Genomic DNA, 17,338 nt, shown 5'->3' with positions numbered 1-17,338 from the left:
CCATCTTTTATTTCTCCCCTATTTTTTCGCCCATGAATACACTAGTTTCTATTCCATCTTTAGAATTTCCAACTATATCAAGATCCATATTAACCATCCCCTTTTGTAGGAACATGATTACAGTAGAACCACCAAACTTAAAATAGCCCTTTTCATCTCCCTTTTTAACCTCTTTATATTCATTAAAGGTTTGGATTATACTTCCTACACAAGTGGCTCCCACATCTACAAAGGCCACTTGACCAAAATTTTTAGAATCAAACATGGTAATATGTCTTTTATTTCTACAATAAAGACTAATTACTTCTCTTAATGCAATAGGGTTTACTGAGTAATAATCTCCCTTTATCCTTTTTACATCCCTAGGTATTCCATCATCAACAAAGTGAAATCTGTGATAATCATTAGGAGCCAATCTAACAACTATACATGTGCCCCCTTCATATAATTCAGCTTCATTTTTATCATTAAATAAGTCCTTTAGCTTATAGAAAAATCCCTTAACTTGAATTATTTTATCCACATGAATATTCTCATAAGCCAATATTTTCCCATCAGCCGGTGATATTAATGCATTTTCAGATCTATCTATTTTTCTACTTTCACTTTTTAATCTCCTAGTAAAAAAATCATTAAAGGAAGTATACTCTAATATGTCTTCCCTTTCAGCTTCACCCATGTGAATATTAAAATCCCTTACAAAATCCCCTATCTTCTTTTTACTATGGGATGAATCTTGTAATTTCCCATATAAGCTTGAGAAAAACTTTCTTTTTACAATTAGCTCTAATAGTCCTTTCCCCACAGATGTGTTATATGTCCAAACTATAAATTGATTTCCTGCCACCTTTTCTTTTACTTTTTTTCCCGTTTTCCTATCTATATAATAACTCATGTTCTTGCTCCTTTTTAGTTTAATTAGGCCTATTAATTATTATCCCTGTTACCCTTATAAAAATCAACTAATAGATTATTAAATTTTTATAAAGAATAAAGTTTCTAATTTTATTATGGATTTATCCTGTGGAAACTTCCTTTATATGAGCCTACTTCGGGAAATTATATTTATGTTCTACATTTTCTCAAGTAATAACAATTACTCATTCGTATCTACCAATCCAACATTTCCCCTATTATGAAATTCCACATTTTTACAATGGTAATTTTTAGAAAATTCCAAATTAAGACCAATTTCCTTCAAATATGCAATTGACTCTTGAACTGGGTTGTGTTAAATTCTAATTGGATGGGATTAATATTTTTTTCCAAAAAATGCAATCTCAATCCAATATCATTCCCAAAAAGGAGATGTGAAATCATGTCAGTTGTTGAAAAAGTTTTAGAGCAAGTCAAAAAAAGAAATCCAGGTGAAGCTGAATTTCACCAAGCAGTAGAAGAAGTTCTTCATTCATTAGAGCCTGTTATTGAAAATCATCCAGAGTATGTTGAAGCAGGAATTATCGACAGATTAGTTGAACCTGAAAGAGTTATCATGTTCAGAGTTCCTTGGGTTGATGATAATGGTAAGCCTCAAGTTAACAGAGGATTTAGAGTACAATTTAACAGTGCAATTGGACCTTACAAGGGAGGACTTAGATTCCATCCTTCTGTATACTTAGGAATTATTAAGTTCTTAGGATTCGAACAAATCTTTAAAAATTCATTAACTGGTCTTCCAATTGGAGGAGGTAAAGGTGGATCTGACTTCGATCCTAAAGGAAAATCTGATGGAGAAATCATGAGATTCTGTCAAAGTTTCATGACTGAACTTTATAGACACATCGGACAAGATCTAGACGTTCCAGCTGGAGACATTGGTGTTGGAGCTAGAGAAATCGGATACATGTTTGGACAATTCAAAAGAGTTAAGAATCAATACGAAGCTGGAGTTCTTACAGGAAAAGGTTTAACTTATGGTGGATCTTTAGTAAGAAAAGAGGCTACTGGATATGGACTTATCTACTTTGTAAGAGAAATGTTAGCAGCTCATAATAATTCTTTCCAAGGTAAATCTGTTGTTATTTCTGGTGCTGGTAACGTTGCTATCTACGCATGCGAAAAAGTTACTCAATATGGTGCTAAAGTTATCGCCATGTGTGACTCTTCTGGATACATAGTTGATGAAAAGGGTATCAACTTAGATACTATTAAGCAAATTAAAGAAGTGGAAAGAAAAAGAATTAAAGAGTATGTTAACTACCACCCAGAAGCTAAATACTTCGAAGGACAACAAGGAATTTGGGGAGTTAAGTGTGATATCGCTCTTCCATCTGCAACTCAAAATGATATCGACTTAGAAAATGCTAAGAAATTAGTTGAAAACGGAGTTTTAGCTCTTGGTGAAGGCGCTAATATGCCTTGTACAAATGAAGCTTTAGAGTATTTATTAGAAAAGGGAGTATTAGTTGGACCTGCTAAGGCTGCAAATGCTGGTGGAGTTGCTACTTCTGCTCTTGAAATGTCTCAAAACAGCATGAGACTTTCTTGGTCATTCGAGGAAGTTGATGCTAAATTAGACCAAATCATGGTTAACATCTTCGCTGCTGCTCAAAAGGCTGCTAAAGACTATGGTATGGAAGGTAACTACGTTGCTGGAGCAAACATTGCCGGTTTCTTAAAAGTTGCTGAATCTATGAAGGCTCACGGAATCGTTTAATAATATGAGTTGTTAAGGAGTAACCCTCGGTTACTCCTTTTTTAATATGTCACTTAATCCATATCCATATAGGAAAAATTTCTACTTATTATTTTTCGCCCTCTCCAACCAAAGGCCCTATTTCCATATTTTCTTTTAAAAGCCTTATTAGACATGTTATCTATTTCTCCTTTGTCTAAACTAGTAATAAGATTTTCTTTAAACTCCATAATATTAGTTTCTACTATATTTTCATTATGGGGACAAACCTGTTGGCATATATCACAACCAAATACCTTCTTTGCCATTTTTACCTTTTTAATTTCATCACGTGTTAGTTCTTCCTTTTTCTGAGTTAAATAAGATACACATTTTTTAGCATTCATACTAAAATCATCGTAAAGGGCCTCTCCTGGACAAGCTTCTATACATGCTCTACATTTTAAACAAGTCATATTTAAGGGCATATCTTCCTTGAAGGGATAATTATTAATCATATATCCAATAAAGGTATAAGTACCATATTTATCATTTATTAAACTTTGATTCAATCCAAAAAAACCTAATCCTGCCCTATAAGCCAAATATCTATCTGCTAAAGGGCCTGTATCTACAAAGGCTTCATATTTAAACCCTTCTATTTCATCACTTAAATACTTGCCTATTTCCTTTAGTTTTTCTTTAACCACCATATGATAATCTAATGCATAGGTGTAATTAGAAATATTACTATTCATATCCTTTATATAATAGGGAAAAAGACAAACTATAACGGATTTACAATCATCCATTATAAGTTTAGGGTCTATTCTCCTTTCTATTTTTTCTTCTTCCATTCCACTTAACCAATTATTTTTCTCTCTTCTTTCAATCATATTCTTTAATTCATCATAGGGGCCTATGGGAGCAATACCCACATATTCTATTCCCATGTAATTACAATATTTCTTTAATTTTACTTTCATTTTTCACTATCCTATCCTAATTTCTTCATCTAAATAAAAGGAGTATATTATTTTTTCTTTCACCCTTTTATTTAAAATTTTCTCAAGGGCTTTTTCGTAAAGATCTAATTGGGGTTTGTATTTCATTATTATCTCATGATTACTCTCCTTTATATAATCACTTTTATAATCAAGTAACACCAACCCTTCATCTTCCTCAAAATAGCAATCTATTATACCCTGAATAAGCATGTCTTCCTCACTTGTAGTATTTGGAATTATATCTTTAGGATTCATTACAAGGTTAAAGGGAACCTCCTTGTAAATAACCTTAGCCCCTTTAGTCCTTTTGCCTATATTAGATTGGAAAAAATTCCATATTTTATTTGAATCTAATACACTAGCTTCATCTTTAGTTAACAGCTCCTTATTTTTCATTTCCACTATTGCCCTATCTATATACTCTATAGAATCTACCCTTTTAAAATCTAAGTATTCCATTAAAGAATGGATTATTACACCCCTTTGAGCTCCTGTGAAAGCACTTTTACTTTCCATAAATTTAGGTTTTTTAACTAATGTGGGTATATGTATATCTTCTACACCCTTTATTGCAACCCTTTTTATTTCACTTACCGTTAGTTTAGATGGTATTTTACTTTCATCCTTATAAGAATATACCCAGTCTAATTTATGACCTATAATAGCATTCATAGAAGCTTCCTTACCCTCATATTCTTCCATTTTTTCTAACAATAACTTTTTTTGTTCTTCCTTATTCTTTTCTTCTATTTCCACATGTTTCTTACTTAGTAAATTAACTTTCCATTTAGATTCATCCTCTATTATATTCACTTCCATATTTTCTCTTAAACTTTCTAAATCCCCATGTCTAACAAGAAGGGGCCCTATCCAGTCCATATAAGAATGGGCCCTCAAAAGATTTGATACATTTTGAGATTTTTTCCACTTTTTAAGAGTTCTTTCTAAATCATTTATACCTCCCACTAGAATTAATTTATCTTTAGCCCTAGTCAAGGCCACATATAATACCCTCATTTCTTCCGATAGACTTTCCCTTTTGATTCTATTTTTCATGGCTATTTTAGCAATAGTATCCATTTCTATTCTCATTTTAGGGTCCACATACTTAGGTCCTAATCCTAAATCTTTATGAAGCAATAAAGGGTTATTAGTATCTCTTAAATTAAACCTCTTTCCCATTGCTCCCACAAATACTACAGGAAACTCTAGGCCTTTACTTTTGTGTATACTCATTATTCTAACCACATTATCATTTTCACCTAGGGATTTGGCCTCTCCTAAATCACCACTACTATTTTTCAATTTATCCACATACTTAATAAAATTAAACAATCCTTTAATAGTTGTACTTTCAAATTGCTTTGCCTTATCTATTAATAATCTCAAATTAGCTTGCCTTTGAATTCCCCTAGGAATGGACCCTATATAGTTATAGTAGTTAGTCTCTATATATAGCTTATCTATAAACTTATCTATAGGAATATATATGGCTTCCTTCTTCCAATTATCTAATTCACTTATAAAGGCCTTGCATTTTTCACTTAAATCATCTTTCTTTTCACCTATATAGGAATTCACTGCATGAAAAAAGGTTCCACTTTTATTTTCTATTCTTATCTTTATAAGTTCTTCCACACTGAATTTACCAATGGGTGACTTCATAACACTAATAAGGGGAATGTCCTGCATTTTATTGTCTATTACCTTCAAAAAGTTCATAAATAGGTCTATCTCTAAGGTTTCAAAATAACCGCTATTAGTATCTGCATACACGGGTATGCCCTCTTCCATCAACACTTCCATATAAGATGCGGCCCAATTCCTTGTGTTTCTAAGCAGTATGACCATATCATTATATTGAACTTTTCTATATTCTTCTTTTTTATAATCATATATTTCCTTTTCCAATAATTCTTTTATTCTTTTAGCCACAACCTTAGCTTCAATTTGAGTATATTCTAATTCTTCCACTTCATCTATTATTTCTTCACTAGATTTTTTATCTATTAGATTCACTTCTATTTCAGAATCTTCCATAGGCTTCTTTTCAAATCCCTCGTAAAGATAAGCCCCCTCATCATAATCTATTTCTCCTAAAACTTTGCTCATTATGTTTTTGAATATGTAATTTATTCCATCTATTACTTCTTTTCTACTTCTGAAGTTTTTACTTAAATCTATTCTTTTATTTAAACTATCTTCGTCCTTACTAAAGTTCTCATACTTACCTATGAACAAGGATGGGTCTGCTAACCTAAATCTATATATACTTTGCTTTACATCCCCTACCATAAACATATTGTCCTGTCTTTTTATAAAATTAAGAATAGTTTCTTGAACTATATTACTATCTTGGTATTCATCCACAAATATATATTCAAATCTCCTTTCATACTCCTTAGCCACTTCCCTATTAGATAAAATTTCAAGGGCGTAATGTTCTAAATCATTAAAATCCACAATGCCCTTTTCATTCTTCTTTTCTTTATATAATTTTTCAAAATCACATACAAGGTCACATAGATAGGCCATGCATGGATATAGTTCCTTTAAATTTTCCACAAATTCCTTTGGACTTTTATTTAAAATATTTTTTCTTATATCATCTACAATATCCTTTCCCTGTTGCCTAATTTCCTTAAACTCTTCCTTTAAATTGTCATCAACATCTTTACTAACTCGTCCTAACCTCTTATAAGATACACTGCTTAATATTTTATAAAAGTAATCTAAATCTATCTTGAAAGCTTCCATCAACTCATGAACTAGGCCTATATCACTATTTGCCGCCTCTTCATAGGCAATGGGTCCAAAGGGCTTATTACATATATCCTTCGCCTCTAAAAACATTTCACGTGCTCCAGATAAACCAATATTTATTTGGTTTATAATTTCCTTATACCAACTATTTTCATATATACTTTTCATGTCTAAGTCAAATTCTAAAACTTTCCTTTTTAACCACTTTTGTGGATAGGGTTGACTTTGAATAAATTCATATAAGGTAAGTACTATTTCTTGTAATGGTATATCTTCCCTATTCCCTCCAAACCGTTCTACCAACCCTACAAATTCTTCATTTTCCCTTCTGTATTCTTCCTCAAAGATTTCTTCTAGAGATTCTCCTTTCATAATATTAGTTTCTGTAATATCTCCTATTCGAAAATTAGGATCTATATTAATTAAATGAAAATACTTCCTTACTACCTCTATGCAAAAGGAATGTATAGTACTTATGGAAGCCTTATTAAGCAATGGAATTTGTCTTCTCAAATGCTTATCCTTAAAATCCGTCTTCTCCAGTTCTTTACTTATGGCATTTCCTATCCTTTCGCGCATTTCTCCCGCTGCAGCATTGGTAAAAGTAACAATTAATAATTTATTTATATCTATTTTATCCTTAGTTATTAGATTTATTATTCGCTCCACTAACACAGCAGTTTTTCCAGAACCAGCCGCTGCTGATATGAGTAAATTACTTTCTCTCCCATCTATGGCCTCTTGTTGATCTTTTGTCCACTTAACCACTTTTCTTCATCTCCTTAGTTATGCCTGTATATACTCTTCTTATATTTTATATCATATTTTAATATTCACCTAATCAATATTAGAATTAATTATTTTTTGTATATTGAGCTCCATTAAAACTATATTTTTCTCTTTGAAATGATTAAAAATACGAAATTCCATCATAAAAAATTCATTATTTTAAATTTTTTATTTCAATCTCATGCAGGAGCTAAACCCTGTTCTTTACTTAATTTTATATATTTTCCATCACAAAGAAAACTTCATTCCATTTAGAATTTTTCCAAAATTCTTTATTTAACATCTAGAAATTATTCACATTTGATGGTACAATAAAATCACCAGTAAATATATTTTTTAATTTTCTATCTATTCAAACAATAACCAACACATCTAAAAACAATCTTTTATAAACACATTTCGAAATACCATATATATAAATATAAAATAAAAATTTTTTTAGGATGATTTTTTTTGAAAGGGTTATACTAAAGGCAAGTCAACCACGTTTTATTCAGTAATTCCGTATTACTGTATAATAAATTTTATTGAAGGGGGAGACATAATATGGCTCAAATAGTTGATGCTCTGAATGGTCTCGTTTGGAGTAAAGCACTAATTTATTTATGCTTAGGCGTTGGCCTATATTTTTCTTTTGCGATGCGCTTTTTACAAGTGCGACACATTAAAGAAATGGTTAGACTGTTAATGGATGGGGGAGATTCAGAACAAGGTATATCTTCATTCCAAGCACTAGCTGTTTCTGTTTCTGGACGTGTTGGTACAGGTAACATTGCCGGGGTTGCTACTGCAATCGCACTTGGTGGACCTGGTGCAGTATTTTGGATGTGGGCAATCGCCTTCCTAGGTGCGGGTTCCGCTTACGTAGAGTCTGCATTAGCACAGATTTACAAGATAGAACAGGATGGAGAATATCGTGGAGGTCCTGCCTATTACTTCGAAAAAGGTTTAGGAATGAAATGGTATGGAATCACATTTGCCATTGCGACAATAATAGCAATGCTTCTATTACCAGGTGTTCAATCTAACTCTATAGCTGCCGGTTTAAATAATGCCTTTGGCATTAGTCCAACTATAACTGGTGGAGGTTTAGTAGTTGTTTTAGCTATCATCGTATTTGGTGGAGTTAAGCGTATAGGTAAAGTTGCTGAGATAGTTGTACCTTTCATGGCTATAGCTTATATCTTAGTTGCAGTTGTAATTGTTGTTATGAACATAAGCGAATTACCAAGAGTTTTCTCTTTAATCGTGAGAAGTGCCTTTGGTGCCGATGCTGCATTTGGTGGTATTATAGGTATGGCAATTTCTTGGGGTGTAAAACGTGGTATTTACTCAAACGAGGCTGGTCAAGGTACTGGACCGCAAGCTGCTGCTGCTGCTGAAGTTTCTCATCCTGCTAAACAAGGTTTAGTTCAAGCATTTTCTGTATATATTGATACATTATTCGTATGTTCTGCAACTGCATTTATGATCCTAATCACAGGTACTTATAACGTTGAAAATCCTGCTGGCGGATACATTGTAGAGAAAATGCCAGGAGTAGCTATCGGTCCTGCTTATACTCAAGCAGCAGTTGAATCCATGTTCCCTGGATTCGGTAGTGCCTTTGTTGCAATATCACTGTTATTCTTCGCATTCACCACTTTAATGGCTTACTACTACATTGGTGAAACTAATGCAGCATACCTAAATGTAAAAGGTGATAAGCCCTGGTTGCTCACTGGATTTAGAGTTTTAATATTAGTAGCTACTTTCTATGGTGCTGTTAAAGCTGCTGGTTTAGCTTGGGGACTTGGAGATTTAGGTGTTGGTATCATGGCTTGGTTAAACATAGTGGGTATTATCATGTTAAGAAAACCTGCATTTGCTTCTTTAAAAGATTACGAAGAGCAAAAGGCTGCTGGAAAAGACCCTGTTTTCGATCCTGTTAAACTCGGAATTGAAAATGCAACTTTCTGGGAAAATAGAAATGCAAAAGGTAAAAGATTAGATAAATAAATAGATAAATAAAAATAAAGATTATTAAAATCAGGATGAATAAAAAATTAGAGTAAGTAAAAGGTTGTGTCTATGACACAACCTTTATTTATTCTCTTCTCTTATTTTTCTAACAACTTCATCCTTAGATAATTTTTTTATATTTTTATAACTATTATCATGAAAAGCCGTATCGAATTCGCATATGGTTGAATATAGGCAATAATCACAGGCCCTTTTAGTTCCATTTTTACAAGGTAATATTTCTATATTTCCCTTCATCATTTCATAACTTATTTCTTTAACTAGGTTTTTCACATGTTTTATTAAATTCTTGAAGGTTTCCCCATCTATGGCAGAGGATCTCCCATCCACCTCTCCCTTTTTACTTAATCTGACAGGAAGAATATCTGAATATCCATCTATATTTTTATCCATTTGCCTTATAATATTTACATCCTTTAAAACTAATCCCTTCATTTTTAATTTTTTCTTAATTTCCCTTTCAATAAGGTCCTTAACCTTTTCATCTGTCTTAATTAAAGGATCATCAATTTTAAAATAGAATATTCCAGCTGGCTTTTTATGGGGTTGACTTTTAAGTATAGCCTCTAAATATATTATTAGTTGTAGTTGAATACCATTATATACATCAGACAAGCTAAATTCCTTATTCCCAGATTTATAATCTATTATTTTAATATATTCACTATCTTCTTCGTTAAAAATATCAACCCTGTCTATTCTACCCTCTAAATATATTTTTTCACCCTCTGATAACTCAATTTCAATTGGAGGATATTTCTTGTTTATACCAAAAGCCACTTCATATTCCTCTGGCTTAAAGCCCCCTTCTCTTAAATGATCCGTTAAAGTCCAAATGGCCCTTTTGCTAATTCGTTTTAATTTTTTCACTAAATACTTATATCTATTAGAACTCAACATAATTCCATTCCTATATTGAGGAATTATATGATCTATTACCTCTTCTACAATTTCTCCACTTTCCTCTTCCTTTAAGTCTTTCCAATCTATAGAATCATTTTTCAATTTATCTGTAAATTTTTCCATAGACTGATGGAATAATTCTCCCACATCTGGACTTTTTATCTCAAATATTTTTCTTTCCTCTGGCCTTAATCCATAGCGTATAAAATGGGAAAAGGGGCAATTAACAAATTTTTCAAGTCTCGATACACTAGCATGTATTGGCACATTGTATAAATTTTTTGCATCCCTTTCATATATATAATTTTCTTTATTCTTATAGAACAATCCATTTATCACCTGTTCACTTAAATCCTTCCATCCAGGTTCATTCTTATACCAATTGTATACATGAAACCAGTTTTCACTAATGTCATTTCCATCCACATAATTTCGTAAATTTTCCACCAAATATTTAAAGGTACTATTTGGCCTAGTTACTAAACTCAAATTTAAATCTTCATAGGACATATCGCTTTTTTCTATCAATTTGGGAAATATCTTTTTAATTCTATCTATTAATATGGATGGTCTTAAAGCCTTCCCTTCCTCATTAGCCAAAGGATAACTTATCCATAGATATTCTGTAGGTTTTCCTAAGGACGAATATATGGTAAATCTCTCCTCTAGGGATTTTTTATTATCATCATAATAAATAGGTATGTCCATATTTCTCATAAAAAGCCTCTCTTCACTAGAAAGAATCTTATCATCTTCCCTTTTCTTAGGTAGAATACCATCATTTACACCTACCACAAACAGGGCTTTTATATCATGACTTTTAGACCTGGATATATTACCTACTAGGACCTGATCTATAGTTGTAGGTATTATTCCCACTTCTGTGGCCTCAAATCCCGATTCTAATATTTTTATAAAGTCCTTTAAACTCATCCTCCTAGTTCCCATTATTTCTACTAGTTGGTCTAAGGTTTCCATTAATATGTTCCAGATTTGTGTATTTTCATTCATATAATCATAAAGTTTTTCGTCCTTTAAATAGTCTATAAACCCCTGAAATTTATAAAAAAGCTCAACTTTTTCTAAAAACTTGTAAACTCCCCTTGTTATGGTTTCCACAGTCTTTTTTCCTTTAAATTTTTCTTCTAAAAATTCCAGGTCCTCCACTAGAGTTTTTCTAATTTTATTTAATGATTCTAAATCATATTCCCCTTCACCATATTTAAATGGAAACTTCCACCTATCTCCCCTTATGCCGTATTTTAGCACATAATTTTCTATCAATTCACCCTCCTGTGGTGAGATCCTAGTAAATCCAGTTTTTATATATCTAAACATATCTTCATACCTATAATTTTTCTGTATAACAAGCAAGGCTGACAGTATGAACTCTATTATGGGATTGTTCATTATTTTTCTTTTTTGGTCTAAGAATATGGGAATATCATATTCCTTAAATACCCTTTCAATAATTCTAGAATATTTGTCCATATCATTTGATACTACAGCAATATTCCTTAATCTATAATTTTTATCCCTTATTAGTTCTATAATTTTACTAGCCACATATTCAATTTCAACATAAATATTCCTTCCATGAAATATATCTAGATTTTCCACTTCCCTCTTATAGGTTTTATAGGGATATGCATATATGTTTTTTTCTAAGTGACTTATTTCTTCTGATTTTTGTAAATAATCAAGTCTTTGACTGTCTAAATTTATTATATTTATACAAGAACTATATCCTTCATCCTCTATAATTCTTATTATTCTTCTATAATTATCTTCACATAAAGTAAATATGTCCCTGTCATTTCCATGGCCCATAGTAAAGGTCATAGTTAGACTATCTACCTTATTAATTATTTTTCTTATAATTTCATTCATTTGAATAGTGAAATTTGAAAATCCATCTATCCATACATGGGAATTTTTAAGAAAATCTCCTTCTCCAATTTTTTCTATTAATAGATTTAAAAAATTTTCCGTATCTATATATTTCCCCTCTAAATAATCTTCAAAGTTTTCATATATTAAAGATATATCTTGAAGCTTTTGAGAAATAATAATATTTTCATCCGTATGTTCTAATTCCTTATCAAGATCCTTAGGCATAATATTGTTTTGTTTAAGCTCTCCTATAAGCTCATTTATCCTGTTAATAAACCCATCCTGATGGGAACTTTTCTTATAAATTGTCAAATTTTTATTGTTCTCTAGGACTATTTTTTTTAAAATCATATTTTTTCCCAAATCATTTATAAAAGTTCTAGTTATACCTCCTGCTTCCCTTAAAACCTTATGGGCAAGTCTAGTAAAACTAAGTACTTCAATATTAATAATACCCTTTAGTTTTAGCTTTTTTATCAAATCCCTTTCCGTCTCTAGGGTAAATTGTTCTGGAACTATTAGTATTAATTTTTTTTCTTCTTTCTTTAGCTTATCTAATATATCTCTAAATACAAAATCTGTCTTTCCCCCACCAACTCTTGATCTTATTAGTTTTATTTCCCTTGGCATAGAATCACCTCAAATTTATTATAACATTTTTTAGTATAGTCATAGTCTTCATCTTATATGTAGATTTCGTAACACTAAGTTTTCTTTATACAGCAACTTGCCTATAAGGGAAAATATATTGAAAATCTTTGGAACCCTGGAACGTCACAACATCCTATGCTACTCCAACATGACACATGAACCTATATCCGAAGATTCACGCTTTCGCTTGTGACAAGGACTTGGGTGGAAAAGATTTTCAATATATTTTCCTGAAATAGGCCCATATAAAGCAAGTTTATACACCAGAAATCTATAAAAAATCCATACCATGGATTTTTTTTCCCTCAATGTGTTATACTTTTATAAGACTTATGCCTAAGTTACAAAATTTTAGGAGGTATTTTTCTTGGATTTCTCTTTCTTTAAAGATTTAGATATAAATTTAAGTGAAACACAAAAAAAAATAGTTAAACACAAAAATGGACCTGCCTTAGTCTTAGCCGTACCTGGTGCTGGTAAAACTACTACTTTAATATGTAGAACTGCATATCTTTTACTTAAACATAAGATAAAAGCAGAAAACATATTATCCATAACCTTTTCCCGTGCCTCTGCAAAGGACATGAAGGCTAGATTTTATTCCATTTTTAAGGATAAATTTAGTGATAAAATCTATTTTGCAACTATACACCAACTTTGTTTAAAAATAATAAATAGATACTATTATAGAAAAAATATATCCTTTAAGATACTAGATTCTAAAGACACCATATCTAAGAATCATTTAATAAGAAAAATATATTATGATATAAATCATAAGGGACCATCTGAGGATACTCTAGAACAAATATCTAATTCCATTAGTCTAGTGAAAAATTTAATGATACCTAAAGAACAGTTTTCCTTCCATGATTTTAGTGTGGAGCATTTTTCTAGTATATATGAAAAATATGAAGAATATAAAAAACAAAATCGTATAATAGATTTTGATGATATGCTCACAGTTGCCTATAAAATACTAAAAAGTGATGAAAACCTACTTAGTCAGTATAGGAATCAATACAAATACATTCAGGTGGATGAAGCTCAAGATACGTCTAAAATACAGCACGAAATAATAAAATTATTATCAAGTCCTAATAACAATCTATTCATGGTTGCTGACGATGATCAAAGTATATATGGTTTTAGGGGAGCTTGCCCCTTGGAACTCCTTGATTTTTCAAATACTTATAAGGATAGTCAGATTTATTTCTTAGAAGAAAATTATCGTTCCTCTAAGGAAATAGTTAATATAAGTAACGAGTTTATAAAAAGTAACTCTAGCAGATATAATAAAAATATATTTACACAAAATGAAGAATTTCTTCCTGTAAATATAATAAAAGTCCATGATAGTTTAGACCAGATAAACTTCATAATAGAACACTTAAATTCATCAAAAGAAAAAACAGCCATTTTATATAGGAATAATATATCTGCCCTACCCTTAATTGATAAATTAAATAAAAACAGTATAGACTTTTTCATTCACGGATTTAAATCTAACTACCTAACCCACTGGATAACTAAGGATATACTTGCCTTTTTAGATTTATCCTTAAATCACTATGATTTAGAATCCTTTGAAAGGATATATTATAAAATGAACGGATATATTTCTAAGGCATCCGTTTCTTATATAAAGAACAACCCTAAATCCATTACGGTTTTTGATTATCTAATAGGTTTCCCAGGCCTTAAATCCTATCAAATAAAAAATCTTAATAGGATAAAAGATTCCTTTAATGCCCTATGTAAAATGACTCCCTATGAGTCCCTAGAATTCATTGAAAATGATTTGGCCTATCATAATTATTTAGAATCAAATTGTACTAGATTAAAATCCAGTTATGAAAATGCAGTATTGTTATTTAGTCATTTAAAATTATTAGCTATAGATGAGCCTAATATAGTATCCTTTATGGAAAGACTAAGTGAAATTCCTAAAATTGCATCTAAATCTAAGGAAAATAAAAACATAGTACTATCCACGGTTCATTCAGCTAAAGGCCTGGAGTATAATCGAGTTTTTATCATAGATTTAATAAAGGGTCAATTTCCTAGCATGAGTAATTTAGATGAGGAAGATGAGGATAACATTTCTTATTTAGAAGAAGAAAGAAGATTATTTTATGTGGCCATGACCAGGGCAAAGGAAAACCTGTCCATAGTCTGCCCCACATTTCAAAATGGTAGATATATTAAACCTTCCATATTTATAGATGAAGTTAATGGAACCAAATTAAAAGACTATATCAACAGAACAAATTGGTCTCCAAAGACAACAATACAAAAACACGATGAAGATACTTCTAAGAATCACCCCTATGAAGAAGGAGAAGTTATAAATCACACTAAGTTTGGTATAGGAATAATCCTTCACATAAATGGTGATCTTATGAAAATAGATTTCAACTCTATAGGAACAAGGATTTTATCTATAGACATGTGCATGGAACAAGATCTAATAGATTAAGGCATATGAATTTCTTAATCTTGACCCTCATTTTTAGTTATTTTTTTAACATTCTTCCCTATAATTTCATGATTTTTTCATGAATAGGTTTTCATATAAAGGGTATTTTTTCTATATGAGGTATTATATTTAAACGAGTTGTATTTATACCTCTATCTATTGTATAATATAATCTATCGATAAAATATAAACAATCTACCATGGGGTTGGTTATTATATTTTCAATATTATCTAAAACCTCTAATATACTTTTCATAACCTTCACATGATAAAACTATAAAAACAAATATATGTAAGGGGGAAATATTCATGAAAAAAAATACAATATTGATGATTCTAGATGGATATGGAATCAATGAATCAGAAAAGGGTAATGCTGTAAAATTAGCTAACACACCTAATTTAGATCAATTAACTGAAAATTATCCTACAAGTATTATACAAGCAAGTGGACTCCATGTTGGATTACCTGATGGACAAATGGGAAATTCAGAAGTAGGTCACTTAAATATTGGAGCCGGAAGAATTGTATATCAAGAACTTACAAGAATAACTAAAGCTATTGAAGAAAAAACTATCTTTGAAAATGCTTCTCTATTAAAGGCTGTTAAAAGTGCTAAGGATAATAATAGTGCATTGCACTTATGGGGATTATTATCTGATGGTGGAGTTCACAGTCACAACACTCACCTTTATGCTCTTTTAAGACTTGCCAAAGAAAATGGTCTAGAAAAAGTATATATTCACCCATTCCTAGATGGACGTGACGTTCCGCCTTCAAGTGCTAAGAGCTACATTTCTCAACTTGAAGAAAAATTAGAAGAAATAGGTATTGGTGAAATCGCTACCATAAGTGGACGTTTCTATGCAATGGATAGGGATAACCGTTGGGAAAGGGTTGAAATGGCTTACAATGCCCTAGTTTTAGGAGAAGGAGAAATTGCATCTACCCCTATAGAAGCCGTTGAAAATTCTTATTCTAAGGACCAGCTAGATGAATTTGTTAAACCAACTGTTATATTAAAAGATGAAGTACCTGTTGCTACTGTTAAGGAAAATGACTCTATTATTATGTTTAACTTTAGACCTGATAGGGCTAGGGAAATAACTCGTACCTTTGTAGATAGTACCTTTAATGGATTTGAAAGAAAAAAAGGATTCTTCAAAGTAAACTACGTTTGTATGACTCAATACGATGCTTCCATGCCTAATGTCCACGTGGCATTTAAGCCTCAAACATTATTAAATACATTAGGTGAGTATGTATCAAACTCAGGGCTTAAACAACTTAGAATAGCAGAAACAGAAAAATATGCCCACGTTACATTCTTCTTTAATGGTGGTGTAGAAGAACCTTATAAGGGTGAAGATAGAATATTAATTCCATCTCCAAAGGTTGCCACTTATGATATGCAACCTGAAATGAGCGCTAATGAAGTAACTGAAAAATTAGTTGAACAAATAGAAAAGGAAGATTATGATTTAATAATAGTTAACTTTGCTAATCCAGATATGGTAGGACATACGGGAGATATTCCTGCTGCAGTAAAGGCCATTGAAGCAGTAGATATATGTGTAGGTAAAGTGGTAGATGCTACTTTAAAGACCAGTGGACAAATACTAATAACAGCAGACCACGGTAATTCAGATGAAATGTTAGATTCAAATGACAATGTGGTTACTGCCCATTCTACTAACCCAGTTCCATTAGTATTAGTTAAGGAAAATTGTAACTTTGAGTTAAAGGACGGTAAATTAGCTGATTTAGCACCTACTTTACTATCTCTTATGAATTTAGATAAACCCATAGAAATGTCTGGAGAATCATTACTAGTGGATATGAAAGATTTAGCCCTAGAAAATGCATAAAGTTGGAGCTGCTTTGCAGCTCTTTTTTATGTTTATTAATCAGAGTATTTCGAATTTTTTCCAATTAGATTGTATATGTGGAATCTTTTCTGAATTTTCAGACACCATTGCCCTTCCTTTTTGATGAATTATAGCATGTTTTATTTCCTTTTTCAGAATATTCTGTGTTTCATTTTTGTATACATGTATTTTTTTGTGCATTCCACTGGTTTGTCCACTTATCTCCCTAAATTTTAAATTTTCCCATGCAATTTCCATTATTTTAAATTGTATTTTTTGAAATTTTTTCATTGTTTGTCTCACAAAGTATGTTATAATGGTTTTATTAATTTCACGTAGATAAAGAAA

9 protein-coding genes are annotated in these 17,338 nt (G+C 31.2%); 4 read left to right on the top strand and 5 right to left on the bottom strand.

From position 1 onward, the window contains the following. Positions 1–7 precede the first annotated feature (7 nt). Positions 8–895, bottom strand: coding sequence for a phosphatidylserine decarboxylase (locus N4A57_RS16325; protein ID WP_293659118.1), 888 nt, complete (start codon positions 893–895; stop codon positions 8–10). A gap of 423 nt (positions 896–1,318) precedes the next feature. On the opposite strand from N4A57_RS16325, the gene gdhA reads away from it, so the two are divergent. Further along, entirely contained in the window at positions 1,319–2,656 is a 1,338-nt protein-coding gene (gdhA, locus tag N4A57_RS16320; protein WP_293659132.1) for an NADP-specific glutamate dehydrogenase, read from the top strand. Positions 2,657–2,709: 53 nt separating this feature from the next. On the opposite strand, the gene queG is transcribed toward gdhA, so the two are convergent. Further along, on the bottom strand, positions 2,710–3,600 hold the full coding sequence (gene queG, locus N4A57_RS16315; RefSeq protein ID WP_293659117.1) for a tRNA epoxyqueuosine(34) reductase QueG: 891 nt from the start codon (positions 3,598–3,600) through the stop codon (positions 2,710–2,712). Between the two features lie 6 nt (positions 3,601–3,606). After that, entirely contained in the window at positions 3,607–7,152 is a 3,546-nt protein-coding gene (gene addA / locus N4A57_RS16310) for a helicase-exonuclease AddAB subunit AddA (protein WP_293659116.1), read from the bottom strand. 567 nt (positions 7,153–7,719) lie between these two features. Between addA and N4A57_RS16305 the strand changes: the two genes are divergently transcribed. Then, complete coding sequence (locus N4A57_RS16305; RefSeq protein WP_293659115.1) at positions 7,720–9,171, top strand: alanine/glycine:cation symporter family protein; 1,452 nt, start codon at positions 7,720–7,722, stop codon at positions 9,169–9,171. Positions 9,172–9,255: 84 nt separating this feature from the next. On the opposite strand, the gene addB is transcribed toward N4A57_RS16305, so the two are convergent. Then, positions 9,256–12,621 (bottom strand): helicase-exonuclease AddAB subunit AddB, encoded by a 3,366-nt coding sequence (addB, locus tag N4A57_RS16300; RefSeq protein WP_293659114.1) that lies wholly within the window; start codon positions 12,619–12,621, stop codon positions 9,256–9,258. A 388-nt stretch (positions 12,622–13,009) separates the two neighbouring features. On the opposite strand from addB, the gene N4A57_RS16295 reads away from it, so the two are divergent. Both N4A57_RS16295 and gpmI read left to right on the top strand, forming a co-directional pair. Further along, the gene (locus N4A57_RS16295; protein ID WP_293659113.1) at positions 13,010–15,121 is read left to right on the top strand and encodes an ATP-dependent helicase; all 2,112 of its coding nucleotides are present in this window, start codon (positions 13,010–13,012) and stop codon (positions 15,119–15,121) included. Between the two features lie 309 nt (positions 15,122–15,430). Further along, positions 15,431–16,990, top strand: a complete 1,560-nt coding sequence (gene gpmI / locus N4A57_RS16290; protein ID WP_293659112.1) for a 2,3-bisphosphoglycerate-independent phosphoglycerate mutase — start codon at positions 15,431–15,433, stop codon at positions 16,988–16,990. Positions 16,991–17,029: 39 nt separating this feature from the next. On the opposite strand, the gene N4A57_RS16285 is transcribed toward gpmI, so the two are convergent. Next, complete coding sequence (locus N4A57_RS16285) at positions 17,030–17,281, bottom strand: hypothetical protein (RefSeq protein ID WP_293659110.1); 252 nt, start codon at positions 17,279–17,281, stop codon at positions 17,030–17,032. Positions 17,282–17,338 lie beyond the last annotated feature (57 nt).

This window comes from Anaeromicrobium sp., from assembly GCF_025210435.1.
Taxonomy (GTDB): domain Bacteria; phylum Bacillota; class Clostridia; order Peptostreptococcales; family Thermotaleaceae; genus Anaeromicrobium.
The sequence above is the reverse complement of the archived record's forward strand: the minus strand, read 5'-3'. Positions and strand labels throughout refer to the sequence as shown.